This window comes from Ferriphaselus amnicola, assembly GCF_000974685.2.
Classification (GTDB): Bacteria; Pseudomonadota; Gammaproteobacteria; order Burkholderiales; family Gallionellaceae; genus Ferriphaselus; species Ferriphaselus amnicola.
The window spans coordinates 2,009,550-2,035,959 of the sequence record NZ_AP018738.1; the positions used below are offsets into that span (position 1 = coordinate 2,009,550).

The 26,410-nt window shown below is 56.6% G+C and carries 25 protein-coding genes and 1 tRNA gene; 11 read left to right on the forward strand and 15 right to left on the reverse strand.

All coding sequences use genetic code 11. The annotated features are described in order from the left end of the window. The first annotated feature begins 28 nt into the window (after positions 1-28). From OYT1_RS10020 to OYT1_RS10035, 4 genes are all read left to right on the forward strand, one after another. Positions 29-2,401 carry a phosphoketolase family protein gene (locus OYT1_RS10020; protein WP_062626228.1) on the forward strand — a complete coding sequence of 791 codons (2,373 nt, stop codon included), beginning with the start codon at positions 29-31 and terminating at the stop codon, positions 2,399-2,401. Next, positions 2,389-3,453, forward strand: coding sequence for an acetate/propionate family kinase (locus tag OYT1_RS10025; protein WP_062626229.1), 1,065 nt, complete (start codon positions 2,389-2,391; stop codon positions 3,451-3,453). The genes OYT1_RS10020 and OYT1_RS10025 overlap by 13 nt, the downstream gene beginning before the upstream one ends. Before the next feature lie 66 nt (positions 3,454-3,519). After that, a complete protein-coding gene (locus OYT1_RS10030; protein WP_062626230.1) occupies positions 3,520-3,777 on the forward strand; it encodes a type II toxin-antitoxin system Phd/YefM family antitoxin in 258 nt (85 codons plus the stop codon). Beyond that, a complete protein-coding gene (locus OYT1_RS10035) occupies positions 3,777-4,043 on the forward strand; it encodes a Txe/YoeB family addiction module toxin (protein WP_062626231.1) in 267 nt (88 codons plus the stop codon). The genes OYT1_RS10030 and OYT1_RS10035 overlap by 1 nt, the downstream gene beginning before the upstream one ends. Positions 4,044-4,358: 315 nt before the next feature. Here OYT1_RS10035 and OYT1_RS10040 read toward each other — a convergent pair. The 4 genes from OYT1_RS10040 to glgB all read right to left on the reverse strand — a co-directional run bounded on the left by OYT1_RS10040 (position 4,359) and on the right by glgB (position 8,858). Beyond that, positions 4,359-4,435, reverse strand: a tRNA-Pro gene (locus OYT1_RS10040). Between the two features lie 90 nt (positions 4,436-4,525). Beyond that, positions 4,526-6,160, reverse strand: coding sequence for a glucose-6-phosphate isomerase (pgi, locus tag OYT1_RS10045; RefSeq protein ID WP_062626232.1), 1,635 nt, complete (start codon positions 6,158-6,160; stop codon positions 4,526-4,528). Between the two features lie 105 nt (positions 6,161-6,265). Continuing rightward, positions 6,266-6,625, reverse strand: coding sequence for a DUF2934 domain-containing protein (locus tag OYT1_RS10050; RefSeq protein WP_084611945.1), 360 nt, complete (start codon positions 6,623-6,625; stop codon positions 6,266-6,268). 52 nt (positions 6,626-6,677) lie between these two features. Continuing rightward, entirely contained in the window at positions 6,678-8,858 is a 2,181-nt protein-coding gene (gene glgB, locus OYT1_RS10055; RefSeq protein WP_062626233.1) for a 1,4-alpha-glucan branching protein GlgB, read from the reverse strand. A gap of 151 nt (positions 8,859-9,009) precedes the next feature. Between glgB and clpB the strand changes: the two genes are divergently transcribed. Next, entirely contained in the window at positions 9,010-11,592 is a 2,583-nt protein-coding gene (gene clpB / locus OYT1_RS10060) for an ATP-dependent chaperone ClpB (protein WP_062626234.1), read from the forward strand. A gap of 141 nt (positions 11,593-11,733) precedes the next feature. Here the strand turns inward: clpB and asd are convergent, their stop codons facing one another. From asd to OYT1_RS10080, 4 genes are all read right to left on the reverse strand, one after another. Continuing rightward, a complete protein-coding gene (asd, locus tag OYT1_RS10065) occupies positions 11,734-12,573 on the reverse strand; it encodes an archaetidylserine decarboxylase (protein WP_062626235.1) in 840 nt (279 codons plus the stop codon). Between the two features lie 102 nt (positions 12,574-12,675). Continuing rightward, complete coding sequence (locus tag OYT1_RS10070; protein ID WP_062626236.1) at positions 12,676-13,743, reverse strand: RNA methyltransferase; 1,068 nt, start codon at positions 13,741-13,743, stop codon at positions 12,676-12,678. Between the two features lie 20 nt (positions 13,744-13,763). Continuing rightward, positions 13,764-14,444: a hypothetical protein gene (locus OYT1_RS10075; protein ID WP_062626237.1), complete on the reverse strand. Its 681-nt coding sequence runs from the start codon at positions 14,442-14,444 to the stop codon at positions 13,764-13,766. Positions 14,445-14,470: 26 nt separating this feature from the next. Next, positions 14,471-14,740 (reverse strand): hypothetical protein, encoded by a 270-nt coding sequence (locus OYT1_RS10080; protein ID WP_062626238.1) that lies wholly within the window; start codon positions 14,738-14,740, stop codon positions 14,471-14,473. 155 nt (positions 14,741-14,895) lie between these two features. On the opposite strand from OYT1_RS10080, the gene OYT1_RS10085 reads away from it, so the two are divergent. After that, a complete protein-coding gene (locus OYT1_RS10085; RefSeq protein WP_062626239.1) occupies positions 14,896-15,288 on the forward strand; it encodes a S24 family peptidase in 393 nt (130 codons plus the stop codon). A gap of 19 nt (positions 15,289-15,307) precedes the next feature. On the opposite strand, the gene OYT1_RS10090 is transcribed toward OYT1_RS10085, so the two are convergent. Next, on the reverse strand, positions 15,308-15,745 hold the full coding sequence (locus tag OYT1_RS10090) for a DUF2721 domain-containing protein (RefSeq protein ID WP_172588538.1): 438 nt from the start codon (positions 15,743-15,745) through the stop codon (positions 15,308-15,310). 265 nt (positions 15,746-16,010) lie between these two features. Here OYT1_RS10090 and OYT1_RS10095 point away from each other — a divergent pair, with 265 nt between their 5' ends. Beyond that, positions 16,011-16,349: a hypothetical protein gene (locus OYT1_RS10095; protein ID WP_062626240.1), complete on the forward strand. Its 339-nt coding sequence runs from the start codon at positions 16,011-16,013 to the stop codon at positions 16,347-16,349. Here the strand turns inward: OYT1_RS10095 and zapE are convergent. The 3 genes from zapE to OYT1_RS10110 form a co-directional block, all read right to left on the reverse strand. Beyond that, on the reverse strand, positions 16,307-17,455 hold the full coding sequence (zapE, locus tag OYT1_RS10100) for a cell division protein ZapE (protein WP_062626241.1): 1,149 nt from the start codon (positions 17,453-17,455) through the stop codon (positions 16,307-16,309). The two genes, OYT1_RS10095 and zapE, sit on opposite strands and share 43 nt — an antisense overlap. A 13-nt stretch (positions 17,456-17,468) precedes the next feature. Continuing rightward, a complete protein-coding gene (purT, locus tag OYT1_RS10105) occupies positions 17,469-18,677 on the reverse strand; it encodes a formate-dependent phosphoribosylglycinamide formyltransferase (protein WP_172588539.1) in 1,209 nt (402 codons plus the stop codon). Positions 18,678-18,745: 68 nt separating this feature from the next. Beyond that, complete coding sequence (locus tag OYT1_RS10110) at positions 18,746-19,624, reverse strand: DMT family transporter (RefSeq protein WP_232013162.1); 879 nt, start codon at positions 19,622-19,624, stop codon at positions 18,746-18,748. 46 nt (positions 19,625-19,670) lie between these two features. On the opposite strand from OYT1_RS10110, the gene dapC reads away from it, so the two are divergent. Both dapC and OYT1_RS10120 read left to right on the forward strand, forming a co-directional pair. Beyond that, complete coding sequence (dapC, locus tag OYT1_RS10115) at positions 19,671-20,882, forward strand: succinyldiaminopimelate transaminase (RefSeq protein ID WP_062626243.1); 1,212 nt, start codon at positions 19,671-19,673, stop codon at positions 20,880-20,882. A 219-nt stretch (positions 20,883-21,101) separates the two neighbouring features. Next, the gene (locus OYT1_RS10120; RefSeq protein WP_084611946.1) at positions 21,102-21,302 is read left to right on the forward strand and encodes a hypothetical protein; all 201 of its coding nucleotides are present in this window, start codon (positions 21,102-21,104) and stop codon (positions 21,300-21,302) included. A 60-nt stretch (positions 21,303-21,362) separates the two neighbouring features. On the opposite strand, the gene OYT1_RS10125 is transcribed toward OYT1_RS10120, so the two are convergent. The 3 genes from OYT1_RS10125 to dapA are packed head-to-tail and all read right to left on the reverse strand — an operon-like array spanning position 21,363 to position 24,161. Beyond that, positions 21,363-22,130 (reverse strand): MBL fold metallo-hydrolase, encoded by a 768-nt coding sequence (locus OYT1_RS10125; protein WP_062626245.1) that lies wholly within the window; start codon positions 22,128-22,130, stop codon positions 21,363-21,365. Positions 22,131-22,133: 3 nt separating this feature from the next. Beyond that, positions 22,134-23,261 carry an outer membrane protein assembly factor BamC gene (bamC, locus tag OYT1_RS10130; RefSeq protein WP_172588540.1) on the reverse strand — a complete coding sequence of 376 codons (1,128 nt, stop codon included), beginning with the start codon at positions 23,259-23,261 and terminating at the stop codon, positions 22,134-22,136. Between the two features lie 21 nt (positions 23,262-23,282). Next, on the reverse strand, positions 23,283-24,161 hold the full coding sequence (gene dapA / locus OYT1_RS10135) for a 4-hydroxy-tetrahydrodipicolinate synthase (protein ID WP_062626404.1): 879 nt from the start codon (positions 24,159-24,161) through the stop codon (positions 23,283-23,285). 119 nt (positions 24,162-24,280) lie between these two features. Between dapA and OYT1_RS10140 the strand changes: the two genes are divergently transcribed. Next, the gene (locus OYT1_RS10140) at positions 24,281-24,538 is read left to right on the forward strand and encodes a FeoA family protein (protein ID WP_062626247.1); all 258 of its coding nucleotides are present in this window, start codon (positions 24,281-24,283) and stop codon (positions 24,536-24,538) included. Further along, a complete protein-coding gene (feoB, locus tag OYT1_RS10145; protein ID WP_062626248.1) occupies positions 24,535-26,328 on the forward strand; it encodes a ferrous iron transport protein B in 1,794 nt (597 codons plus the stop codon). Before OYT1_RS10140 ends, feoB begins: the two co-directional genes overlap by 4 nt. Positions 26,329-26,410: the final 82 nt, after the last annotated feature.

Below are 26,410 nucleotides of genomic sequence, written 5' to 3' on the forward strand. Positions count from 1 at the left end.
GCCACATCTAACCCAAGGAGACTCTCACATGAGCGCTCAAGTATTATCCCCTTCCGAACAGGAACTGAACTCCATCGACGCCTACTGGCGCGCTTGCAATTATCTGGCTGCGGGCATGATTTACCTGCGTGACAACCCGCTACTGAAAGAGCCGCTCAAACCTGAGCACATCAAGCAACGCTTGTTAGGACACTGGGGTGCCAGCCCCGGCTTGAGCTTCGCTTACGTCCACATGAACCGGCTCATCAACAAATATGACCAGAGCGCGATCTTTCTCGCCGGCCCAGGTCACGGCGCACCGGGCGTATTGGCTCCGACCTATCTAGAGGGCACCTACAGCGAAGTCTATCCAAACAAAGGCGAAGATGAAGATGGCTTGCGCCAATTCTTCAAGGATTTCTCATTCCCCGGCGGCATCGGCAGCCATTGCACGCCGGAAACACCGGGCTCCATCCATGAAGGTGGCGAACTGGGTTATAGCATCTCGCACGCGTTCGGCGCGGCCTTCGACAACCCTGATCTGCTAGTGACGGTGATGGTCGGCGACGGCGAGGCCGAGACTGGCCCGCTGGCCACCGCCTGGCACTCCAATAAATTCCTCAACCCGATCCGCGATGGCGCAGTGCTGCCCATCCTGCATCTGAACGGCTACAAGATCAACAACCCCACCCTGCTCTCGCGCATCTCGCACGAAGAGCTGGAGAACCTGTTCAAAGGTTACGGCTGGACGCCCTATTTCGTCGAAGGCAGTGACCCTGCCACCATGCACCGCGCTATGGCGATCACGATGGAGCAGTGCCTGCTGGAGATTCGCCGCATTCAGACGGAAGCGCGCAGTTCCGGCATTCCCGTCCGTCCGCGTTGGCCGATGATCGTGCTGCGCTCGCCCAAAGGCTGGACCGGCCCGAAAGAAGTGGACGGACACAAGGTCGAAGGTTACTGGCGCTCACATCAGGTACCTATGGGCGAAGTCCGCAGCAAGCCGGAACGGCTGGCACAGCTGCAATCATGGTTGAAGAGCTACAAACCTGAAGAGTTGTTCGACGAAACGGGGCGCTTGCGCCCAGAACTAAAGGCACTTGCCCCCCAAGGCAGCCGCCGCATGAGCGCGAATCCGCATGCCAACGGTGGCTTGCTACGCAAGGCTCTGCGCATGCCTGATTATCGTCAGTATGCTGCAACTCTGGCCGGCCCCGGCAAGGCATCCGCAGAAAACACCCGCCCGCTGGGCAAGTTCCTGCGCGACATCATGGCGCAGAACATGCACAACTTCCGCGTATTCGGCCCGGACGAGAACGCCTCCAACAAGCTCGACAACATCTACGAAGTCAGCAAGAAAGTATGGATGGCGGACTACCTGCCGGAAGATGCCGACGGCGGTGAACTCTCGCCGGATGGCCGCGTGATGGAAATGCTGTCCGAACACACACTGGAAGGCTGGCTGGAAGGTTATCTGCTCACCGGCCGCCACGGTTTCTTCTCCACTTACGAAGCCTTCGTCCACGTCATCGACTCGATGTTCAACCAACATGCCAAGTGGTTGGATATGTCCAAGGCCGTATCTTGGCGCGCGCCAGTTTCGTCGCTAAACCTGCTTATCACCTCCACCGTATGGCGGCAGGATCACAACGGTTTCACACACCAAGATCCCGGCTTCCTCGATGTGGTGGTGAACAAAAGTCCTGAGGTGACACGCATCTATCTGCCGCCCGACGTGAACACGCTGCTGGCGATCTCTCAGCAATGCCTGACCAGCACCGACCTCATCAATGTGATCGTGTGCGACAAGCAAAAGCACCTGCAATTTTTGGATATGGATGCCGCGATCGCCCATTGCACCAAAGGCATCGGCATCTGGGAATGGGCCAGCAACGATGACGGCTGCGAGCCCGATGTCGTGATCGCCAGTGCCGGCGATATCCCGACCAAGGAAGCGCTGGCTGCGGTCGTGCTGCTGCGTGAGCACTTCCCATCGCTCAAGATACGTTTCATCAACGTGGTCGATCTGTACAAGCTGACACCTAACATCGAGCATCCACATGGCTTACACGAGCGCGATTTCGACAGCCTGTTCACCCTCGACAAGCCCGTGATCTTCAACTTCCACGGCTACCCTTGGCTGATCCACCGCCTCGCCTATCGTCGTAGCAACCACAAAAATTGGCACGTGCGCGGCTACAAGGAAAAAGGCAGCATCAATACGCCACTGGAACTGGCCATCCAGAACCAGATCGACCGTTACAGCTTGGCCATCGATGTGATCGACCGCATCCCATCACTGCAAGTCGCGGGAGCGCATGTCAAAGACAGACTGCGCGACAAGCAGATCGAGTGCTGCAACTACGCTTACGAGCACGGGGTGGACTTGCCGGAAGCCAACGACTGGACATGGCCGTATTAACGGTCAACAGCGGCTCGTCCAGTCTCAAGGCGAGCCTGTTCCAGTCGGACGGGACGCGGCTGAACTTTCGCTACGAGCGTATTGGCTCGGGCGAGTTCAAAGATCACGCTGCCGCGTTCGCCGCGCTGCTGCGTGACTTGGCTGGACATCAGCCCCGCGCCATCGGCCATCGCTTCGTCCACGGCGGCGACATCACCGATGCCGCTAGACTGATCGACAGCCAAGAGCGCACGCGCTTGGAAAGCATCACCCATCTCGCACCGCTACACCTGCCGGGCAATCTATTGGGAGTCGATTTGTGCGCGCAGCACTTCGACGTACCGCAAATCGCCTGCTTTGACACGGCCTTCCACGCCACACTGCCCGAACTCGCGTACCGCCTGCCCATTCCCAACGAATTAGGATTACGCCGCTACGGCTTTCACGGCCTCAATTACGCACATATCGCTCGGCAGTTGCCCTCACTCTTGGGCGAAATCGCGCATGGCCCCGTCGTCGTCGCCCACCTCGGCAGCGGCTCCAGCCTGTGTCTGCTAGAGAACCTACGCTCGGTCGATACCAGCATGGGTTACACCCCAGCCGGCGGCATCGTGATGGGCACGCGCAGCGGCGACCTCGACCCCGGCGTGATGCTGGAGCTAGCGCAACGCTTTGATGTTGAAGAGTTATCAAAACTGACGTACCGCAAGATGGGCTTGCTGGCGCTCTCGCAAGGCGAGTCCAGCGAAATGTCTGAGTTGGCAAAAAGCAACAGTGTCGATGCCCGCTTCGCCGTCGAGTACTACGCCCGCCAAGTACGCGCCGCGATCGGCAGCTACGCCGCCAAAGCCGGAGGCATAGATGCACTGGTGTTCACCGGTGGCATCGGCGAACATTCTGCCGCTGTTCGCGCTCTGATCTGTGACCCGCTGAGATTCTTGGGTTTTGAGCTTGACCCCAATGCCAACCGAAACAACTCACCCCGCCTAAATAACACCTCCAGCAAACCCATATTGCTGATCCCAGCTGACGAAGAAGCCGAGATCGCCGAACTGACTACCCAATCACAATGAGCGGCATTGCCATAGACCGCCCCGCACCCTATACTTGAACAACTTAATGATCAAGTGAGGCGAAAAATGAAAGTCGTGACCTACTCCCATGCGCGCAATTCGCTGAAATCGGTTTTGGATAGCGTAGTGCAAGATGCCGATGTAACCATCATTAGCCGCCGCGATGCCGAAGGCGATGCCGTGGTAATGTCGCTGGACAGTTACAACAGCATCATGGAAACCCTGCACCTTACCAGCAACCCAGCCAATGCCGCCCACCTTGCCCGCTCCATTCAAGAATACCGCGAAGGCCGTGCACAACCTCGCGAACTGTTGCCCGACTGATGCCGCGCCTGCTGACCTTCACCCCTTCCGCGTGGGGTGATTATCTCTATTGGCAGGGGCAGGACAAAAAGACCTTGCGCCGGATCAATGCGCTGCTAAATGACACCCTCCGCGAACCCTTCGGAGGTATCGGCAAGCCTGAACCGCTGAGAGGTGATTTATCCGGCTTATGGTCAAAGCGTATCGACGACACCAACCGACTGGTGTATCAAGTAACGGATACCGAGTTAGTGGTGATCGCGTGCCTCTTTCATTACGACGGCTGAGTGCTGAAGGTGGCTTGATATGAGCAAGAAGCAGTTGAAAGAATATGCAAGGCGAATCTCTAACCAATTACCAACACCCGCGACACGCTAACAAGCTATTGGAGGTGCATCATAGGCAACGGCTGGACAGTGGAAAGACACTCAAGGTAGGAACTAGATCAAGTGCTAGAAAAATTGCACGACTTACTAGCAAGCGGTCTATGCGTCATGCCTAACCACCAAAATCATTGGGCACATTATTGGGCACATTTTTTGATGACCGCCCGCCACAAAGAAAAACGACCTACCGAATAAACGATAAGCCGTTGATTTTACTGGTCGGGGCGAGAGGATTTGAACCTCCGACCACATGCACCCCATGCATGTACGCTACCAGGCTGCGCTACGCCCCGAGGGCGCGGATTATAACAGAGCAGGACGAATGGGAAAGCACTTGTTGCTCGTGAATTAGCCAGCTTAGCACGCATCGTGCCGAGTGCAGCTCAGCCCAAGCAGCGCTGCATGAGATTGATCGTCGAGGCGTCATGGACAGATAGAGGCTGCTTGCCTTGCAACTCGGGCAGCAGCTTCCCTGCGAGCTGTTTGCCGAATTCGACACCCCACTGATCGAAGGCGTTGATGTTCCACACCACGCTCTGCACGTAGATCTTGTGCTCGTAAAGGGCGATCAGCATTCCCAGCGTGTAGGGGTCGAGCAGGTCGAACAGGAAGGTGTTGGTCGGACGATTGCCGGGGAACACCTTGAACGGTAGCAGTTTTTCTAATGCTTCGCCGCTCATGCCCTGAGCAACTAATTCGGCGCGGGCTTCGGCTTCGGTTTTACCCAGCATCAGCGCCTCAGTTTGGGCGAAGCAGTTGGACAACAACATGGCGTGATGATCGCCCACTGGGTTGTGGCTGCGGATCGGGGCAAGGAAGTCTGCCGGGATCATGCGCGTACCTTGGTGGATCAACTGGTAGAACGAGTGCTGACCATTGGTTCCCGCCTCGCCCCATACGGTGAAATGGGTGTCGTAATCTACCGGCTGACCTTCGCGATCCACGCTCTTGCCGTTGCTCTCCATCTCCAGTTGTTGCAGATAGGCGGGCAAGCGATGCAGATATTGGTCGTAGGGCAATACAGCGTAGGAGCCGGTACCGAAGAAGTTGCCGTACCACACACCCAGCATGCCGAGTATGACCGGCATATTGCGTTCGAATGGCGCATCGCGGAAATGCACGTCCATCGCATGCGCGCCCGCCAGCAAACGCTCGAAGTTATCCATGCCCACATACAAAGCAATGGGCAGGCCGATAGCCGACCACAGCGAGTAGCGCCCACCGACCCAATCCCAGAATTCAAACACGTTATCGGGATTGATACCAAATTCGCTAGTTGCCTTAAGGTTGGTAGAGACGGCAGCAAAGTGCTTGGCTACCGCTTCCTCACAGCCCAATTTTTCCACCAACCAAGCGCGTGCAGTGCGCGCATTGGTCAAGGTTTCCTGCGTGGTAAATGTTTTGGAGCTAACGATGAACAGCGTCGTCTCGGCATCCAGCAGCTTGAGCGTTTCCACCAAGTCAGTGGCATCCACGTTAGACACGAAATGCGCCCGCATTTCTGGATGCCCATAAGGCTTGAGCGTTTCGCACACCATCATGGGGCCAAGCGCAGAGCCACCGATGCCGATGTTGACGATATGACGCAAAGGCTTGCCGGTATGACCACACAACTCACCCCTACGTACAGCCTCGGTGTATCGACGCAGATGGTCGAGTACGCGATGTACATCTGGCATCACGTTTTTGCCATCCACCATCACCACGGCATCACGCGGCGCTCGCAAGGCAGTGTGCAGAACGGCGCGATTCTCACTGGCATTAATCTTTTCGCCACCGAACATGCGGGCGATCCAGCCAGAAAGATCAGACTGGCGCGCCAGATCGAGCAGCAGCTTGAGCGTCTCTGCACTAATGCGATTCTTGGAGTAGTCAAACAGCAGACCATCAAGCTGAAGGGAGAACGTGTCGAAGCGATCCGCATCAGCCGCGAACATCTCGCGCATAGTCTGGTTGCTGATCTGCGATTGATGGGCAAGCAGCGCTTGCCACGCGGGGGATTGAGTCAGGTTCGACATGGGTCTTCTCGTTAGGATAGGCAGTACAATGTTCGCAGCAACAACCAGTAAAACACTTCGAGCGATGCACCTCCCGCTCGCCCGAAGTCACGCTTCAACTTGAAACTAGATCAGTTCGATACGAACATCGATCTCACGCTCGGCCGCGACCCAGTCTTCATGCTCGTAACCGGTCATAAAGCCGCGACGCTCTGCAATGAAATAGGCCGCCATCGACACCATCTCGTGACGCTGACTAGGCGTAACCTGCTGCTTTTCCGACTTCTTCGCCGCAGCCTTGCGTGGCTTAGCGGCGGGCTTGGCTTCACTTGACTCAGCCACCTTCGCCTTGGTAGCCCGTGGCTTCTTTACCGGAGCGGCTTCAGCGGCAGGCACTTGAACGGGCGCCGCCTCAGGAGTAACAACGGCCTTCTTGGCACGTGGTTTCTTGGCAACAGTTTCAGCGGGTTTGGTATTTTCGGTCATATTGATTTCCCTTGTAGTATCGGGGCAGCATTTACGGCCCCACCATAAAAAGTCACACCGGTTGCAAAATGATACAGGCCAGCGGTGGCAATTCAAACCTGGCGGAATGGGATTGGCCCATCCATGGCATCTCTTCAGCATACAACTCGCCGCCATTACCCACGTTGCCGCCGCCATAATACTGCGAATCGCTATTCAAAATCTCACGCCATGCACCACCTAACGGCAGACCTTGGCGGAAATTGTGATGCGGGACAGGCGTGAAGTTCATCACCACCACCACCACCTCGCCGTTGCGTCCGCGCCGCTGGAATGACATCAGCGAACGATCTGCATCCTGACAGTCGATCCAGCCAAAGCCTTCCTGCTCGAAATCCAAGCCATGTAGCGCCGGCAGATCACGGTACAAACGATTCAGATCTCGCGACAGATTCTGTATGCCCTGGTGATAGCTCTGTCCAAGTTGCCACCAATCCACCTCCCAGCTTGAACGCCATTCGTGACCCTGCCCAAGTTCGTTGCCCATGAAGTTAAGCTTTTTGCCGGGGCTGGCCGCCTGATAAGCCAAAAGCAAGCGCAAGTTCGCGAACTTCTGCCAAGCATCGCCGGGCATCTTGCCCAGCAACGAACTCTTGCCATGCACTACTTCGTCATGCGAGAACGGCAGCACGAAATTCTCTGAATAGGCGTAGAGCTGGCCGAAGGTAAGCTGATTGAAATGGTAGCGACGATAGATCGGATCATGCTGAATAAAACTCAGCGTGTCGTTCATCCAGCCCATGTTCCACTTCATCGAGAAACCGAGTCCGCCTAGATACACCGGACGCGACACCGCAGGCCACGAGGTCGATTCTTCCGCTACCGTCAGCGCGCCGGGGAAGCTGTCATGCACCATGATGTTGAGCTCACGCAGGAAAGCCATCGCATCGAGATTCTCGCGTCCGCCGTACTTGTTCGGTATCCACTCACCCTGTTTGCGCGAGTAATCGAGGTACAACATGGAAGCGACCGCATCTACGCGCAGACCGTCGAAATGGAATTCAGACAGCCAGTAATGGGCGCTGGAAAGCAGGAAACTCTTCACTTCGTTGCGCCCAAAGTTGAAGATGTGCGTACCCCAATCCTGATGGAAGCCCAGACGTGGGTCTTCGTGTTCGTACAGCGCTGTGCCGTCGTAGCGAGCCAGCGCAAAACTGTCCTGCGGGAAGTGCGCGGGAACCCAGTCCAGCAGCACGCCGATATCGGCCTGATGGCAGGTATCGATGAAGTAAGCCAAATCATCCGGCGAGCCGAAACGGCTGCTGGCGGCGAAATAACCGGTGCACTGGTAACCCCAAGATTCATCCAGCGGATGCTCAGAGACCGGCAGCAACTCGACATGGGTATACGCCATATCCTGCAAGTAAGGCACCAATTGATCGGCCAACTCGCGATAGCTATAGAAACGGCCATCGGGATGGCGCTTCCACGATCCAGCATGGATCTCGTAGATATTCATCGGCGCATGCAGCCAATCCAGCTTGGCGCGCTTATCCAACCAGCCTGTGTCTTTCCACAGATGCGACAGTTTCGCCCCGGCGCGCGCGGCATTGCCTGGGCGCACCTCGAATTCGTGGGCGTACGGGTCGATCTTGACTAGCAGGTTGCCCGTGGTATTGCGGATCTCGTAGCGGTACAGCGCACCGGTCGTCAGCTCAGGCAGGAACAATTCCCACACGCCGCTGCTGCCATGCACCGACATTGGGTTCACGCGCCCGTCCCAACGATTGAACTCACCCACCACGCTGACGCGCTCGGCGTTCGGCGCCCAAACAGCGAAACGCACACCGATCACGCCATCGACTTGGGCCGGATGCGACCCCAACACGCGATAGCCCTGATGCAGGCGACCTTCGTTGAACAGGTGTAGATCAAAACTAGAGATTTGCGGAGCGAAGGTGTAGGGGTCATAGACCTCGCGCTCACCTTCATGGGATTTGATGCGCAAGCGACAAGGGCGCTTAGGTTCGGCCTTGCCCCGCCACTCGAACAGCCCCTCGGGGCGGATACGCTGCAATGGCTCACTGCCCGCTTCCGTCTCCAGCCACACCTCGTCGGCGTAGGGGTTGAAAGAACGCAGCACATAACCACCCTGCTCTTTGTGCAAACCCAAATAGCCGAAAGGATCGTGCAAACGTCCCTCTAGCAGCGATTCAGCCCGTGTGTCTGGTGTGGAGCGCGTATTCTTTTTCATGATTGGCTCGGTGTCGGTGACGGGCGAACTATACCTGAAACTGAGTGCGCCTGAACATCTCCCGCATAGCAGGCATCACCTGCGCTAGCTCTTGAAATCGGCGCGACCTGCCCCAACTAGGAAGTCAATCAATCTTCTTCGAGGAGTTGTCATGCGTTTCGATAAATTCACCACCAAGTTGCAACAAGCGCTGTCCGATGCCCAAGGGCTGGCCGTGGGTGCGGACAACCAATTCATCGAGCCACAGCACCTGTTGCTGGCTCTGCTTAACGATGCCGACAGCGGGGTAGGCTCGCTGCTGGCCCGTGCGGGCGGCAACACCAATGCGCTGAAGACCGCGCTGACGGATGCCGTCTCACGTTTGCCCAAAGTGGAAGGCCATAGCGGCGAAGTTCAGGTCGGGCGTGACCTGAGCAACCTGCTCAACCTCACCGACAAAGAGGCACAGAAGCGCGGTGACCAGTTCATCGCCTCCGAGATGTTCTTGCTGGCACTCACTAACGACAAAGGCGAGACAGGCCGTTTGCTGAAGACGCATGGCGTTTCGCGTGCACCGCTGGAGACCGCCATCGCTGCCGTACGCGGTGGCGAATCGGTGGGTTCGCAAGAGGCGGAAGGTCAGCGCGAGTCGCTCAAGAAATACTGTGTCGATCTGACCGAGCGTGCCCGTCTGGGTAAGCTAGATCCCGTCATCGGTCGTGACGACGAGATCCGCCGCGCCATCCAAGTGCTACAACGCCGCACCAAGAACAACCCAGTGCTCATCGGCGAACCCGGCGTGGGTAAGACCGCGATCGTTGAAGGTTTAGCTCAACGGATCATCAATGGCGAAGTACCCGACTCACTCAGAGGCAAGAAGGTGTTGTCGCTGGACATGGCCGCCCTCGTGGCGGGTGCGAAATATCGCGGCGAGTTCGAAGAGCGTCTCAAAGCCGTGCTGAAAGAATTAGCACAAGACGAAGGTAACAACATCGTCTTCATCGACGAACTGCACACCATGGTGGGTGCAGGTAAGGCGGATGGTGCGATGGACGCGGGCAATATGCTAAAGCCTGCGCTTGCACGCGGAGAGTTGCACTGCGTGGGTGCGACCACGCTGGACGAGTATCGCAAATACATCGAGAAAGATGCCGCGCTGGAACGTCGTTTCCAAAAGGTGTTGGTGGATGAGCCGAGCGTGGAATCCACCATCGCCATCCTGCGTGGCTTGAAAGAAAAATACGAAGTACACCACGGTGTCGAGATCACCGATCCCGCCATCGTCGCGGCGGCGGAGTTGTCACATCGCTACATCACCGACCGCTTCCTGCCCGATAAAGCCATCGACCTCATCGACGAGGCCGCATCGCGCATGAAGATGGAGATCGACTCTAAACCAGAGGTGATGGATAAACTCGAACGCCGCCTCATCCAACTGAAGATCGAGCGCGAAGCGGTGAAGAAAGAGAAGGACGAAGCTTCCAAGAAACGTTTCGACTTGATCGAAGTCGAGATGAAGAAATTGGAACGCGAATACGCTGACCTCGAAGAAGTGTGGAAAGCAGAGAAGGGCGCAGCCCAAGGTGCGGCCACCGTGAAGGAAGAGATCGAGGCCATGCGTGCTGAGATTGTGCGTCTGCAACGCGAAGGCAAACTGGAAAAGGTCGCCGAGCTGCAATACGGCAAGCTGCCGCAACTCGAAGCCAAGATGAAAGAAGCCGCCCAGCGCGAAGCAGAAGGTGGAACCTCGAAGAACAAACTGTTGCGCACCCAAGTCGGCGCGGAAGAGGTCGCCGAAGTGGTGAGCCGCGCGACGGGCATTCCCGTCAGCAAGATGATGACAGGCGAGCGCGACAAGTTGCTCAAGATGGAAGAGAAATTGCACGAGCGCGTGGTGGGGCAGGACGAGGCGGTGCGCCTGGTGTCCGACGCCATCCGCCGCTCGCGCTCCGGCCTGTCCGACCCGAACCGTCCGTATGGCTCCTTCCTGTTCCTTGGCCCCACCGGCGTGGGCAAAACCGAGCTGTGCAAGGCGCTGGCCGGATTCATGTTCGACTCGGAAGACCACATCATCCGCATCGATATGAGCGAGTACATGGAAAAACACTCCGTCGCCCGCCTGATCGGCGCGCCGCCGGGCTACGTCGGCTATGAGGAAGGTGGCGGCTTGACCGAAGCCGTGCGCCGCAAACCGTACAGCGTCATCCTGCTGGACGAAGTGGAGAAGGCCCACCCGGACGTGTTCAACGTGCTGCTGCAAGCGCTGGACGATGGCCGCATGACCGACGGCCAGGGCCGTACCGTGGACTTCAAGAACACCGTCATCGTGATGACCTCGAACTTGGGTTCGCAGATGATCCAGCAGATGCAAGGCGACGATTATCAGGTGGTGAAGCTGGCCGTGATGGGCGAGGTGAAGACCTACTTCCGTCCCGAGTTCATCAACCGTATCGACGAGGTCGTGGTGTTCCATGCGCTGGACGAGAAGAACATCAAGAGTATCGCGCGCATCCAGTTGCAGTATCTGGAAAAACGCCTTGCAGCGATGGAGATGAAGTTAGACGTGAGCGAAGCCGCACTTGCAGAGATCGCCAACGCAGGCTTCGATCCGGTGTATGGTGCACGTCCGCTGAAGCGTGCGATACAAGCGCAGTTGGAGAATCCACTCGCCAAGCACATCCTCGAAGGACAGTTCGCCGCGAAAGACACCATCAAGGTGGATTGCAAGGGCGGCGTGATGAAGTTCGAGAAGTAAGAACCCAGAACTAAGCTAGTCGAAGAGCGAAAGAAAAGGAGCCCAGCAATGCTGGGCTCCTTCTTAATTGGGTTGGCTCAGACCTCGGTATATGTGCGCAATAGAAAACACCCGCTCCGTGGTTAGCCCACTTTGATCGAATCAAGAACCCATCGCCTCGCCCATACGCAGCGATTTACTGGGTTGCCATGCCGGGTTGAATTCCAGCGCGCCTTGCGGGAACAGCATGACGACGGTGGAGCCGAGCAGGAAACGGCCCATTTCTTCGCCTTTTTGCAGGGTGATTTCCTGATCGTCGTAGCGCCATTCGCGCACAGTGCCGAGGCGCGGCGGGTTGACGGTGCCGTGCCAGACAGTGGCCATGCTTCCGACGATGGTGGCACCGACTAGCGTCAGCACGAAGGGGCCAGTTTCGCCGTCGAACACGCAGACCACGCGCTCGTTGCGGGCGAACAGGCCGGGCACGCCGCGCGCGGTAGTCGGGTTGACCGAGAACAGTTCGCCCGGCACGTGGATCATGCGGCGCAAACGTCCCGCGCAGGGCATGTGGATGCGGTGGTAATCCTTGGGGCTGAGGTAGAGCGTGGCGAAACTGCCGTTCTCGAACTGCGCCGCCAGCCCTGCGTCGCCGCCGACCAACGCGGTGGTGGTGTAACTGTGGCCTTTGGCTTGGAAGATGCTGTCGCGCTCGATCGCGCCGAACTGGCTGATCGCTCCGTCCACCGGGCAGATGAAAGCCGCATCGGCCTGTGGCCTCGCGCCCTCGCGCAAGGGGCGAGTGAAGAATTCGTTGAAGCTGGCGTAACTGGCGATGTCTGGGTTGGCGGCTTCCTGCATGTCCACGCCGTAACGCGCCACAAAGCGGCGGATCACCGCCGTGGTTAACCCTCCTAGGCGAGCATGGGCGAATTTTCCCGCCAGTTCGGTGAGCAATTGCTTGGGCATCAGGTATTGCGGCAAAACCGCGAGACGATCAGACACGGGAATTTCCTGCGACGCGAAAGGGGCGGATTATAGCGGGGCGTGAAAAGTTGATGCGGGTAGATTTGAGGGCGTGGATTTAGTATCCCCTTTTACCCCACCCTAACCTTCCATCTGCAAGGGGAAAGGGATTAGAGCAGAGGTGCCCGCTCCAACGACTTTTCTACGTTTCTCGTTCTCCGCCCGCGCCCGCAGTTGCCCGCAGGCACCTTCCACCTCTTGCCCGGCAGAGTCGCGGATGCGGGCGAGGATGCCTTGCTGTTTCAGCGTACCCACCATGAAAGCGATGCGTTCGTCGGAGGGGCGGCGATACTCCAACCCGTCCACCGCGTTGAACGGGATGAAGTTCATCACCGCGTATTTGCCGGAAAGCAACTCGACGATGCGTGTCAACTCAGCATCACCATCGTTCACGCCTTCGATCAACGTCCATTGATATTGCACCGGATAGCCGGTGGCACGGGCATATTCCTCGCAACGCGCCACCAACTCTTCCACCGATATCTGCGGCGCATTCGGCAACAGCTTGGCGCGCAAGGTGGTATCGGTGCTGTGCAACGACAGGGCAAGCGCGGGCTTCACGCTTCCCTGTGGCAAGCGCTCGAACACCCGCTCATCCCCCACGGTAGAGAGCACTAGGTTTTTATGGCCGATGTTGCCCTGCGTACCCAACACATCTATCGCTTCCAGCACGTTGTCGAGGTTGTGCGCTGGTTCGCCCATGCCCATGAACACCACTTTTTCGACCTTGCGGCGGCGGCGCGCCAGCACCACTTGGGCGACGATCTCGGCGCTGCCGAGTTGGCGTATCAGCCCAGCACGACCGCTCATGCAGAACACGCAACCCACGGCGCAGCCTACTTGCGTGGAAATGCACAACCCACCGCGCGGCAGCAACACGCTCTCCACCATTTGTCCGTCAGCCAGCCTTAACAACAGCCGCGCCACTTCCTCATCGACGGGATACTCACCGTGCAAGCGTGCCAATCCACTCAACTGCGCTTCGATGTCCGCTAATTCGGCGCGTAGCGCAGCTGGAAAGAACGTCGCCGCTGGACTGCCCTTCCGGTCATATGAGCAAACCTGCGACCAGCCGCGCAGCAGACGATCTTCATGACAGGGCTTAGCGCCAAGCTGTTGCAGTCGTGATCGGAGGTGAGCGATGCGCATAGGAAAAGGCGTAGCGAAAATTAATTGAATTTATTGCGTAACGCGTCGCGATCGAACCACCAAGTGTCGCCGACGATGATGTTCACCACCTTGCTCAAACGTGGCAAGAATATCGCGGGGTCGCGCAGTTGTAATTTATTCATCCACTGGTCGAGCGCAGCTTGGTCTCGCACCTTGCTATGTCGCTCCGCTACACGGCCGATCAGCGCGTTGGCAAGGAAGCTCAGGCTCTCGTAGCTTGCCTCTTCGGCACGCAGGTCGATCACATAACGCGCAGCGACAGCGGCCAGCGCTGCGCCGTCAGAGTTATCCGGTGTCTCTTCGACGATGTGCATCAGCATCGCCAGCGTCAGCTCGGGATCGACGGGGAAGCTCACCGCCAACCATACGCCCATGCCCAACGCTGCGACCGACCCTGGCTGTTCGCACTGATACAACACATCGCACGCCTCCACCGCATCTTTCCACGCATCATGACGCAATGCGACATCAAACGCTGATCGCGCCAACGCCCAAGCTTCGAGCTTGCGTTCTAGTGCTATCAAGCTTTCCGCCACATCCAACTGCAGGCGCATACGCTCTAGTTGCGCATCATCGGGCAACTCATTCAATGTATGCAACTGCTGTGCCAAATGCTGCATCAATTCGGCCCGCTCACTGGCTTCCTTGCCCCCCTTGAGTTCAACCAGATTCTCACTCATGTTGTGTTACCAAGGTTGCATTCCTGCTAGGCGGGTTTAACGAAGCTAATGACTTGAGCATTTTGTTGTTCGCCATCCTTGTAATAAGGCCGGGCTTGATCGAAATTGAGCAGCTCGGCCAATTCATTTTCCCGCTCGGAAATCAGGGCGAAGCAATCCTTGATGCCTTCGATCGTGTCAGCTGTCAGCGGGTTAGTACGCCCGCCGAGCGGCGTAACGTCTCGAACGACGTTAGCCAATGTCTTGCGCATCGTACGCAAGATGCTTTGCTCTTTACTCAACGTTTCAATGTCCATGGTGATCTGTCAGTGTGAATGGCGGGAAGCGACTCTACTGGAATTGATCTGGCGCCGCTACGCCCCCTTTGGGGAGTACATAGCTCGCCTTTCTGGTGGTTCATCCTCTAGCGGTTTGAGACTATCATCCACCCACCTTACTTCGGACGCCGATCATGCACACACGCAAGCCTATCAATATCCCCATCGTCTCCGCCACTCAGGAAGAGGCGATGGCTGGCAGCAACTGTTCTGGCAACGAGCTGGTTGCATTGATGGTGCTAGGCGATAGCATGCAGCCGGAGTTCGTCGAAGGAGAGATTCTAGTCATCGAGATGGGGGCACCTGCGAGCGATGGCCACTTCGTCATCGGCACAGCAAACGAAGAGTTCATCTTTCGTCAACTCAAGCGTGATGACTCTGGCGGTTGGCAGCTACATGCACTCAACCCTGCCTACCCCGATATCGCCATCTCAGGTCTAGATACACTCAAAGGCGTGGTCATTCACAAGAAACGGCCCGGCTCGCGCAAGTCAGTTAAATACTACCTAACACCAGCAAATTACTGAGCACACGAATGCTGCGCGCTCACTCCGGTCGGTTCAGAAAGATGATCTCGCGCGATGCCAACGCGATCTCACGCAGGAAGCACAGCAATCCAAGAATGAGAAAGAACATGGCTGCGATGAAGGAGTTGGAAACTAGGTCAGGCGCATTCAGCCCCATTTTCACTTCAATGAACAAAGAGACGATGGTCATGCAAACACACAGCGCAGCCAGCGTAATGAGTCCGATGGCGCGCCGAATCCAGCCGGTGCGCTGGACGATGATGGCGAATTCGCCCGACACGTTCACGCGCAGCTCTTCACTCATCGCATAGACGACCCGAGCTCGGTCGATGGCCCGCCCCAGACGGTTAACGAGCACAGCCAAAATGGAACCCACACCTGTCAGCAGAAAAACCGGCGCTACGGCATCGCGTATGGCAACGGAGACGCTCTGAATCTCAGGCAAACTATTTACCATAAATCTTCTTTCAGTTCAGTTAGCTAGAAAATACACACAGCGCGATTGGAAGCAGACTTTGCCATATCAAAGACATGAACCTCCCGCTGCGTGCGTGCTCAAGTGCATTCTCGCATGACTCGAAACAATGATGTTGAGGTGCTAGTCGCGATTGACTTCGATTCAAAGTCTGATTGCTGCCCACCCCGTTCCGCCTATTTATACTAGGCCGAGCTCGACGTTCAAGTGGCCTCTTATCCGCGCAAGGATGCGCTAAACTTGCGCCATGCAGATCAAATTCATCCCTCCCGCCGCCGCGAATCCTCCCAGCCTGTTGCGTAAGGCGGCGACGCTCGTAGTAACAGCGGCGCTGGCTGCGGTCGCGCTGATGTTCTCGGCCGTGGCACTCACCTTGATTCTGATTCTTGCCTTAATTGTCGGCGCTTATCTTTGGTGGAAGACGCGCGCGATGCGTAAGCAGATGCGCGACTTCCCGCCCTACCGTACGCAAGCGGGAAGTGATGTATTCCAAGGCGAGAGGTTTGTAGGTGATGTGATCGAAGGCGAAGCGGTGCGTGTAAATCAATCCGCCACGAGTTCGGTTAGCGACACGCCTCGACCGTGATGCGGCAATTCTAAATAGCGGTGCGTCTGCATTTCGGTCAAACGACTGGCGGTGCGCTGAGTTTCGCTGTCAAGCAGGCCTGCGCCGAATAGGGAGTCTTGAGCGACCTCGAACGTAGCAACCAGTTTGACGCGATTGTCGTATAGCACGTCGATCAACCAGGTGAAGCGCCGCGCCTCCGCACCGTTCTCTGAGCTCAGTCTAGGGATGCCAGACAGGAACAACGTCGGATAGCGATGCGCGAGTTCCAAATAGTCAGCTTGGTCATGAAAGCCACCGCACAAGACAGCGAAGTCGAACCAGACCACTTCACGAGCGGCACGTTTGACCGGAATGCTGCTCTGGCGCACGTGAATAATAGATGCCGCGTCATCCGAAGCGCCCGCCGCCAAACGCTGGAACAACGTCAGCATTCTCTCCTCTGCCGTCGCATCACTCGTCCGCATGAACAAGGGATCGCGCGCCATCTGGAGCGTGCGATAGTCGGTGTCGCCGTCGAGGTTCAGCACTTTGAGTTCGCGCTTGAGCAAATCGATAGCGGGCAGGAAGTTCTGCCGTTGCAAGCCATTGAGATAAAGGTCGTCAGGCGCGTAGTTGGAGGTGGTGAGCAATACTACGCCACGTTCCAGCAACGCTGCCAGCAATCGCCCTAGGATCATCGCATCCACGATGTCCACCACATGGAATTCATCTAGACACAACAAGCGCGTGGAGCGTTCGATCTTATCGGCCAGAGCCAGCAGCGGATCGCGCTGATCGGCTAGTAACCTCATCTCGTGATGCACTTCCAGCATGAAGTTGTGGAAATGGATGCGGCGTTTACGGCGATACGGCAGACAGTGATAGAAGCCGTCCATCAGAAACGTCTTGCCGCGCCCCACACCGCCCCAGATGTACAGACCTTTGGGCACGTCCGGGCTAAGCAGACTACGTCCGAGGAGACGGTTGCGCTTGGCCTTGAACTCGACCAACTGCCGCCAGAGCATCTCCAGCTGGTCGATGGCCACCGATTGGCTAGCATCGCAGACGATACCTGAACGCTCGCACGCAGCTTGATACCATGCTTTGGGGCTGAGCTCCGGCCCAGGGAGTACACTTTGCTGCATCAAACCGTGACCACTAACGACCTGACACCGGCACGACCTTACTGGCCGCAAGCTTGGCGCGCGTCCGTGCCTCGTCAGTGTCTACGCCATTCGCCAGCGCGACACCCATGCGGCGCTTCTTGAACGACTCAGGCTTGCCGAACAGGCGCACCTCCGACTCCGGCACGCGCATCGCCTCATCCACGCCAGTAAAGGCGATGCCGACTTCGTCCAACTGGCCGTAGATCACGGCAGATGCGCCCGGCGCGCGCAGACTGGCATCCACCGGCAAGCCGAGGATAGCGCGCGCATGCAACTCGAATTCATTCAGGCGTTGGCTGCACATCGTCACCATACCCGTGTCGTGCGGACGCGGGCTGACCTCCGAAAACCAGACCTGATTGCCCTTCACGAACAATTCGACGCCAAACAGGCCTAGGCCGCCCAAGTCTTCGGTGACTTTACGAGCAATCTCGCGGGCGCGCTCCAGCGCCAACGGCGCCATCGCTTGCGGCTGCCAGCTTTCCACGTAATCGCCACTCACCTGAATATGGCCGATAGGTTCACAGAAATGGGTTTCGACCGAACCGTCTGCCCCCATGGCGCGCACGGTGAGCAGCGTGATCTCGTAATCGAAGTCGATGAAACCTTCGACGATGACTCGACCTTGATTCACCCGCGAACCGCTTGCAGCGTAATCCCAAGCGGCAGCGACCTCGTCGGCGTTATCCACTTTCGACTGCCCTTTACCTGAAGACGACATCACCGGCTTGATGATGCACGGATAACCGATGACTGCGATAGCCGCCTGCAACTCCTCCAGACTGTCGGCGAACTTGTACGGTGAAGTCGGCAGCCACAACTTTTCTGCCGCCAAGCGGCGGATACCTTCGCGGTTCATGGTGAGTTGCGCGGCACGAGCCGTCGGAATCACCCGCGCCAGTCCCTCGCTCTCGATCTGTACCAGCATATCGGTGGCAATGGCCTCGATCTCCGGCACGATCAGGTCGGGTTTTTCCTGCTCGATCAGCGCACGCAAAGCTGCACCGTCAGCCATGTTGATGACGTGCGCGCGATGCGCCACCTGCTGCCCCGGCGCATTCGCATAACGATCCACCGCGATGGTCTCCACACCGAGTCGCTGCAAGGCGATGAGCACTTCCTTACCGAGTTCGCCGCTGCCTAGCAGCATAACTTTGGTTGTGGAAGGAGAAAGCGGCGTACCTAAGGTAATGGGTTTCATGGAGCGATCATCGAGCAAGTTGGAATAGACAAAATTATACACAGCGGGGCATCCTCACTGCGTTCCGGTTATGAATCCCCACTCTGCATCTTGCCCGACATCAGGCTGGCGGAGACGATCAGCACCGCCCCGATTATTTCGCGCACGCCCATCGACTCCCCTGCCAGAAAGTAAGCGGCAATTGCAGCGAATACCAACTCAGAAAGGAATAGAACAATGGATTGGTTCGCGGGAAGATGGGTCAGGCCGAATTGCACGATGAAGCTGGCGGCGCACAACACCACGCCAAGCAAACCCAGTAGCCAGAAATAATCCGGTGAAATGCTCAGCAACTCATGGGTTCTGCCCATCACCAGCATCGCCAGCATAGTGATTAGCGCCGTGCCCAACCAGATGCTAGATGATTTGTAATTCACGCTCAGGTGGTCGGCACGTCGTACCAATACATTGGCTAGGGCGAAACTCAGGCCTGCGCTCAGGCCAAACCATTCCGCCTGATTTTGCGGCCACGGCCAGCCGAGATGTGGCTCCCACAACATGACGATCGCACCTGCCAGAGACAAGGCAGCAACGGCGTAACCATAGCGATTGAGCTGCTCATTCAGCAATAACCGAGACAGCCCTACCGTCCACAACGGCGCGAGGTAGAACAGCAACAGCACGCGCATCACCTCGCCGTCCAGCATCCCCAATACGTATCCGAGATTCGACCAACCCGCAGTCAAGGGCAGCAAGATACCGATCCAACCGGCGACGCGCCATTCGCGCCAAACCGAGCCGCTCAACAGCACGCCCAAGCTCAGCGCGAACGTGTAGGTAATCACCGTCGCGGCCATGCCGGAGACTCCCGCTGCGTCCAGCACACGGTACGGATACCAGATCAGTCCCCAGACCATCGCCGCCGTCACTAGACCGATCACCGCTACAACTTTTTGTTTTGAAGCCACTCGCTGCACCTTTATAATTCCGCCCGTTGCGCCTCAAACCAAGATCATGAATCCAGACCTAAATCACTTGCACCCCTACCCGTTCCAGAAGCTGGCTGCGCTGTTCCGCGACATCACGCCCAATCCAGCGCTGAAACCGATTAGCCTGTCCATCGGCGAACCCAAGCATGATACGCCGCAGTTCATCAAGGAAGCGCTCATCGCGGGGCTGGGCGGACTGGCGAATTATCCTACCACAGCGGGCAGCGATGCCCTGCGTGGCGCGATCTCGCAATGGCTCGCGCGCCGCTACGCCATCCCAGCGCCGGATGCAAAAACGCAGGTGTTACCGGTGAACGGCAGCCGCGAAGCATTGTTCGCCTTTGCCCAAGCCGTGGTGGATCGCAGCAAGCCGAATCCAGTAGTGGTCAGCCCCAACCCGTTCTACCAGATATACGAAGGCGCGGCCTTACTGGCCGGAGCCGAACCGCAGTTCATCAACACCCTACCGGAAGACGATTTCCGCATGGACTACGCGCAATTGCCGGAAGACGTCTGGCAGCGCACCCAACTCATCTACGTCTGCTCGCCGGGCAATCCGAATGGTCATGTGATGGACTTGGAGGAATGGCGCGACCTTTTTGAGATAGCCGACCGTTACGGTTTCATCATCGCCGCCGATGAGTGCTATTCGGAGATCTATTTCGACGAGCCACCGCTAAGCGCGCTGCAAGCCGCCCGCCAACTGGGGCGCGATGATTACAGGAACCTGATCGTGTTCTCCAGCCTGTCCAAGCGCTCCAACGTGCCCGGCCTGCGCTCCGGCTTCGTGGCTGGCGATGCGAGCATCATCGCCAAGTTCACGCTATATCGCACTTACCACGGCTGCGCCATGAACCCGGCGGTGCAAGCCGCCAGCCTCGCCGCCTGGAACGACGAGGCGCACGTTGCCGAAAACCGTCGTCTGTACAGTGAAAAATTTGCACTCGTACTGAAAACTTTGCAGCCAGTGCTTCCGATCTCCCTGCCCGATGCCGGCTTTTACTTGTGGCTACGCACGCCAATTAGCGACACGGTCTTCGCGCAAGGTTTGCTTCGTGAGCAAAATGTGACCGTATTGCCAGGAAGCTACCTCGCAAGGGAAGCGCGCGGGGTCAACCCTGGTGAAGGTTTCGTGCGTTTCGCACTTGTAGCAAGCGTGGACGAGACGATAGAAGCCGCCCGACGTATCGCAAATTTCAGCGCGAAACTGACAGAGCGATCTAGCGTCCATCGGTGATCGGCAAGTCAGATCGACTCACACGAATCACGAAAATGCAGACGCAAATAGTCCACAACAATGATAGGGTTACGTAAACATCCAGAAGAATGTTGTAAATTTACATCGGTGACTAGATATTTTTCCAAGAATTGATAGAATGCGCCGTCTTTCGTCCAAGCCTGACCATGGACGAACGGATTTACCCGGTTTTTGTTAACTTAATGTGAAGGAAAATAAATGAAACTGTCCGCTCTGATTGCTGCCCTGTTGGCTCTGGCTCTGACCGCTTGTGGCGAAAAAGCTGCAGAAGCTCCTGCTGCTCCTGCTGAAGCCCCTGCTGTTGAAGCTGCTTCCGCTCCTGTTGCTGAAGCTGCTTCCGCTCCTGTTGCTGAAGCAGCTTCCGCTCCTGCTGCTGAAGCCGCTCCTGCTGCTAAGTAATACAGCTAGGAACCAACAAAAGAGCCGACGCAAGTCGGCTTTTTTGTTTTCCGTGACGAACTAAACAAGTTCACGCCATCCCACTCCCTCAGTTTGCGTCGCCACAGCGATCCAGTCTGCCGTGCAATTCAACGCCCCACTCAACGCACGGACAGCTAGCTCTGGACTATTGTTTCGCTGACTCAAATGCGCAGCCACGAGATGCTGCAACCGCCCACAATCGATCTTACTGAGCAACGCAGCCGATTGCTGGTTATTCAAATGCCCGTAATGCCCGCCGACACGTTGCTTCAGGCTCTGCGGATAATTCCCTCGTGCCAGCATCTCAGCATCATGATTACACTCCAGAACCAAGGCATCACAACCATTCAGCATGGATTCAATATGCGGTGTGACATGACCCGCATCAGTCAGCACACCTAAACGATGCTGACCATCGAACAAGACATATTGAACTGGCTCGATGGAGTCATGCGGAACTGAATACGGATGCACCTCGATATCACCCACAGAGAATGACTCCTCTGGGTGAATCTCAGTGAGGATAACGTCGCGCTCAAAGGCCGACCGCTGCGCTCTCAACGTACCGTGAGTTATCCAAACGGGAAGGTTGTGGCGTTTGGCTAGTTTAGACACGCCAGCTATGTGGTCACCATGCTCGTGTGTGACTAGGATGCCGCTCAACTGGCTCGCGGTTAAATTCAAGCGAGCCAGCCGGCGCTCGGTTTCACGCAAGCTGAAACCACAGTCCACCAGCACACAAGTCTGGCCGGCACAAACCACCAAGGCATTCCCTTCGCTGCCACTACCAAGCGAAGCGAAACGCATCACTTACTTCAATTGCAAATACAACTTATCAAATAGCTTTTGTGCAGCCTTGCTGGAAGAGCCCTCATCGTCAGTCACCACTATTGTCGTGATGCCTCCCGCCTCACGTACACTGACGTGCAATATCTCTGGCCGGCTACCGCCGCCCAAAATGGACAGCAAGTTCTTTTGCTCTGGTTTGGTGGTATTCACGAAGAACATGCCATCTGCACGATTCTTATCTTCGACGTTCTGGCCCGCCTGTTCGAGCGCCAGTCCCACGCGCTGCCACCCCTTATCAAAGGGCTCGCTCAATTGGATAACTCGCTTTCCATCAGCCTGTTCGATGATTTTCGCTGGCATAACCGCCACAACTTGTCCGTTCGGCCCCACGGACATCTTCTGAACTACAGCACTATTCAACTTAGCCATCAACTGCTGCAACGTAGCCGCTTCCAACTCAGGGTCACTTGGACGATTTTGCCACTTAAAGGCATTGCCACTGGCATCCATGACTTCTTCTTTGCCATAGTGAGCGATGTAAACCTCGCTGATCGCACCGGCATTAGTTCGCTCTACGCGAACCCGAAACATATCTCGATTCGAGGTAGAGCTCATGCCATCAGCAAGCTTACCAAACACACCGCGAATGCCGCCTTCCTCGATCTTGGCGCGCGTTTCATGCCACTCGGTTTCCATCAGACCCGCGTGAACATCGTCAGCCACCAACTTGATGCCTCGTTCATCCCAGAAAGCTTTGAGCTGTGGCCAAATCGTCTCGGCAGACTCGCCCACGACCAGCCAACGTCTCGCGCCGTCGCGCTCTAGACGCGCCTTGCCAGACGGCACCTGCACATGGGCCGGAGTCATTGGTTGCGCAACCGACTGCCCCGACTCAGCACTTGGAGCCACAGCGGGTGTAGCCCCACCATGAGCATACTCAGAGTAACTGGCGACGGTTTCCCCTTCGCTGCCAGGAATGGTGTAACGACCTTCGGTGTTCGGCGTAGTCAGATCAGGTGGAACTTCCAAGGAGGGCGCACGCTGCGCCTGCGATTTGTAATCCACTCGCTTACTCTCAAAACCAAGCATGCTGCATCCTGCCAACGCAAGCAGAGTCGCGGACAGCGCAGCTTTTTTCATATTTCTCATGTTCATCCTTGGAAATTCAGTTCAGTTAATCACGCCCGCGCGACGCATAGCTTCTTCCACCACGCCTTGAGCGGAAGTGGAGAGCGGCGTCAGCGGCAAGCGCAACGTATTTTGAATCAACCCCATGCGTGCTACCGCCCATTTCACTGGAATCGGATTTGCCTCGACAAACAGATGGCGATGCAAAGCTAGCAAACGGAAATTGATTTCACGCGCCGTGGCCACATCACTCGCCAATGCAGCCGCGCACATCTCGTGCATCAGACGCGGCGCAACATTGGCCGTCACCGAGATCGTCCCCGCCGCCCCGAGCAAGATCAAGGACATGGTGGTTGCATCATCGCCGCTATACACGGCAAAGTCTTTGGGGGCGCGCAACAATAGATCGCTGCCGCGCTCCAGATTACCCGTCGCATCCTTGATACCCACAATATTGGGAATCTGCGCCAAACGCAGCACGGTATCGTTGCTCATATCCGCACCGGTTCTTCCCGGCACGTTATACAGGATATGCGGCATATCCACCGCCTCGGCGATGGTCTTGAAGTGCAGATACAGGCCTTCCTGAGTCGGCTTGTTGTAGTACGGCACAACCGTCAGCGAAGCGTACGCACCAGCGCGTTTGGAAAAAGCGGCCAGCTCGATCGCCTCTTTTGTGCAGTTAGCACCGGTACCCGCAATAATAGGGATGCGTCCGGCAGCATGCTTGACCGCCTCGGCGATCAACAACTCATGCTCATCGACATCCACCGTGGGAGACTCGCCCGTGGTACCTACCACAACGATACCATCCGTACCTTCAGCGATATGAAAATCGATCAGCGTGCGAAAGCTCACCAGATCCAAGCTGCCATCCTCATGCAGCGGGGTAACTATCGCAACGATACTGCCCTTAACCATATTCGTCATCGTTTTACTCGACTCGCGCCCAGCGCGCGCTCCACAAGAAGACGCTCAATTCTACCCGAATCCGCCATCGCACCAAAGCGGCAAGCTGCAATCTGTGAAATAATCACAGCATGCCTAAAGATTCATCAGCCCCAGCTTCAAAAGTATTATCGGATTTGCGCCCTGGGGATTTTGCCACCATCATCGCACTACACACGAGTGATGAGGCTCTGTATCAGCGCCTGCTTGCATTGGGCATGCGCGTCGGAAAATCCATAACAATCATGCGTCAAGCTCCGTTTGGCGGACCACTTCAGGTCCGCATTGGATCGACCGACATACTTATCCGAACTAGCGAAGCCAACAAGATCAGCGTACAAAAATCATGAAACGTGTCGCACTATTGGGGATGCCAAACACGGGCAAATCCACTCTATTCAACCGCATCACTGGCGGCTCGGCGCGCGTAGGCAACTGGCCGGGCATCACAGTCGATCTACTTTCGGGCAAGATACTACTCGGTGGAGAGATGGTCGAATTCATTGATTTGCCTGGCATCTATGACATGCACGGCTACTCTGATGACGAGCAAGTAGTACGGCACTTTCTGCACGACAACGTCCCCGACCTCGTCGTCGTCGTTCTGAATGCGACCCAGATCGAGCGTCAACTCAGCCTACTCCTTCAGCTCAGAAATCTGGATCTAAATCTGATCGTGCTGCTCAACATGGCAGACGAGGCACGCAAACTGGGCATCACCATCGATCGCCGAACAATGTCCAGAATGCTGGAACTCCCCATTCATCTCGTCAGCGCCAAATTTGGGCGCGGCGTACCTGAAGCGCTGGAGGCGATCAGCCGAACCCTGCGCTATCCAACCCCCGGCATGGCAGAAGATCTGCGCGCTCAGCTTGAAAATGATGACCATATCGAAACCGAGATGGCGCGCGTGCTGAGCCAATCTGTGCAAATCCCAGTTCGCCTGTCGGACTCGAACACTGACCGCCTGGATAAGTTGATGTTGCATCCACTACTGGGGCTGCCCGTCTTTTTCTTCATCATGTTCCTGCTGTTCAAATGCATCTTTCTGCTTGGGCAGCCTCTACAAAGCCAAGTAGCGTCGATTTTCACTGCGATTCGTGAAATGGCGCTTGAACCGCTACTGATCTCCGTCCTGCCACCCACTTTGCATGGTTTCTTACTCGATGGCGTTTACAACGGCGTCGCCACCGTCGCCTCCTTTGTTCCGGTCATCGTACTGTTCTTCCTATTCATGGCAGTCATTGAGGACACTGGCTACCTATCACGCGCGGCCTTCCTGATGGATGCACTGATGGCAAAGATGGGTTTGGATGGCCGCAGTTTTGTCATGTTACTGATGGGCTTCGGCTGCAATGTTCCCGCCTTGATGGGCACGCGCGTGATCCGCTCACGGGGACAGCGCTTACTTTCCATGCTGGTGATCCCATTCTCGCTCTGCTCAGCACGCCTACAAGTATTCGTATTCATCAGCGCAGCCATGTTTTCCCCCGACCATGCGCCGCTTGTATTGTTCAGCCTGTATCTATCCAGCTTTGCCGCAGCCCTACTCACCGCATTGATCTTTAAGCGTAAATTCTCAAGCGAAGAGCCATTTGTACTAGAACTCCCCCCTTATCGCTTCCCAACGATACGTCAATTATGGCTACGTGGCTGGCATGAGATTTCCCACTTCTTAAGGCGTGCCAGCCTGTTCATCATAGCTGGCGTAGTACTAGCTTGGGCGCTCACCAACTTCCCTAGGAACGCAGTCCCTGGCAGCCTAGACACATGGGCTGGAATAATTGGCAGCGAGCTGACTCCGATGTTCGCGCCGCTCGGAATACCGCCCGAACTAACGATCGCATTGATACTGGGATTCATCGCCAAGGAGATCGTCATCGGCTCGCTAGCCGTCATCTATGGACACCATGCGCTGGATGCACTTTCAACCACATTGGCTCATCAACTCGACTGGGTACAAGCCTACAGCTTCATGCTGTTCACCCTAATCTATACGCCATGCCTATCTACCATCGCCACACTGCGCTCGGAATCAAAAAATAATGGTTTCACCCTATTGGCTTTAGCTTGGTCTCTATGGCTCGCGTGGCTAATTAGCTTCTTGTTCTATCAGGGCGCACGGGCACTAGGATATTGAGCGGAAATGACTAAAAGTAAGCTAGAATCGGCCCCCAAACTAACCATGACTCCGTGCCGAGCCTATCAGGCAACCCGAAAAT

What these genes read in the sequence shown, in the direction of transcription:
- OYT1_RS10080 (WP_062626238.1), bottom strand. Translation starts at nt 14,740, where the DNA reads ATGGACATTGAAACGTTGAGTAAAGAGCAAAGCATCTTGCGTACGATG.
- OYT1_RS10140 (WP_062626247.1), top strand. Translation starts at nt 24,281, where the DNA reads ATGCCTAAAGATTCATCAGCCCCAGCTTCAAAAGTATTATCGGATTTG.
- dapA (WP_062626404.1), bottom strand. Translation starts at nt 24,161, where the DNA reads ATGGTTAAGGGCAGTATCGTTGCGATAGTTACCCCGCTGCATGAGGAT.
- OYT1_RS10095 (WP_062626240.1), top strand. Translation starts at nt 16,011, where the DNA reads ATGCAGATCAAATTCATCCCTCCCGCCGCCGCGAATCCTCCCAGCCTG.
- OYT1_RS10035 (WP_062626231.1), top strand. Translation starts at nt 3,777, where the DNA reads ATGCCGCGCCTGCTGACCTTCACCCCTTCCGCGTGGGGTGATTATCTC.
- OYT1_RS10050 (WP_084611945.1), bottom strand. Translation starts at nt 6,625, where the DNA reads ATGACCGAAAATACCAAACCCGCTGAAACTGTTGCCAAGAAACCACGT.
- OYT1_RS10025 (WP_062626229.1), top strand. Translation starts at nt 2,389, where the DNA reads ATGGCCGTATTAACGGTCAACAGCGGCTCGTCCAGTCTCAAGGCGAGC.
- OYT1_RS10070 (WP_062626236.1), bottom strand. Translation starts at nt 13,743, where the DNA reads ATGCGCATCGCTCACCTCCGATCACGACTGCAACAGCTTGGCGCTAAG.
- dapC (WP_062626243.1), top strand. Translation starts at nt 19,671, where the DNA reads ATGAATCCAGACCTAAATCACTTGCACCCCTACCCGTTCCAGAAGCTG.
- bamC (WP_172588540.1), bottom strand. Translation starts at nt 23,261, where the DNA reads ATGAGAAATATGAAAAAAGCTGCGCTGTCCGCGACTCTGCTTGCGTTG.
- clpB (WP_062626234.1), top strand. Translation starts at nt 9,010, where the DNA reads ATGCGTTTCGATAAATTCACCACCAAGTTGCAACAAGCGCTGTCCGAT.
- OYT1_RS10090 (WP_172588538.1), bottom strand. Translation starts at nt 15,745, where the DNA reads ATGGTAAATAGTTTGCCTGAGATTCAGAGCGTCTCCGTTGCCATACGC.
- OYT1_RS10085 (WP_062626239.1), top strand. Translation starts at nt 14,896, where the DNA reads ATGCACACACGCAAGCCTATCAATATCCCCATCGTCTCCGCCACTCAG.
- OYT1_RS10020 (WP_062626228.1), top strand. Translation starts at nt 29, where the DNA reads ATGAGCGCTCAAGTATTATCCCCTTCCGAACAGGAACTGAACTCCATC.
- OYT1_RS10030 (WP_062626230.1), top strand. Translation starts at nt 3,520, where the DNA reads ATGAAAGTCGTGACCTACTCCCATGCGCGCAATTCGCTGAAATCGGTT.
- OYT1_RS10125 (WP_062626245.1), bottom strand. Translation starts at nt 22,130, where the DNA reads ATGCGTTTCGCTTCGCTTGGTAGTGGCAGCGAAGGGAATGCCTTGGTG.
- OYT1_RS10120 (WP_084611946.1), top strand. Translation starts at nt 21,102, where the DNA reads ATGAAACTGTCCGCTCTGATTGCTGCCCTGTTGGCTCTGGCTCTGACC.
- zapE (WP_062626241.1), bottom strand. Translation starts at nt 17,455, where the DNA reads ATGCAGCAAAGTGTACTCCCTGGGCCGGAGCTCAGCCCCAAAGCATGG.
- glgB (WP_062626233.1), bottom strand. Translation starts at nt 8,858, where the DNA reads ATGAAAAAGAATACGCGCTCCACACCAGACACACGGGCTGAATCGCTG.
- pgi (WP_062626232.1), bottom strand. Translation starts at nt 6,160, where the DNA reads ATGTCGAACCTGACTCAATCCCCCGCGTGGCAAGCGCTGCTTGCCCAT.
- purT (WP_172588539.1), bottom strand. Translation starts at nt 18,677, where the DNA reads ATGAAACCCATTACCTTAGGTACGCCGCTTTCTCCTTCCACAACCAAA.
- OYT1_RS10075 (WP_062626237.1), bottom strand. Translation starts at nt 14,444, where the DNA reads ATGAGTGAGAATCTGGTTGAACTCAAGGGGGGCAAGGAAGCCAGTGAG.
- feoB (WP_062626248.1), top strand. Translation starts at nt 24,535, where the DNA reads ATGAAACGTGTCGCACTATTGGGGATGCCAAACACGGGCAAATCCACT.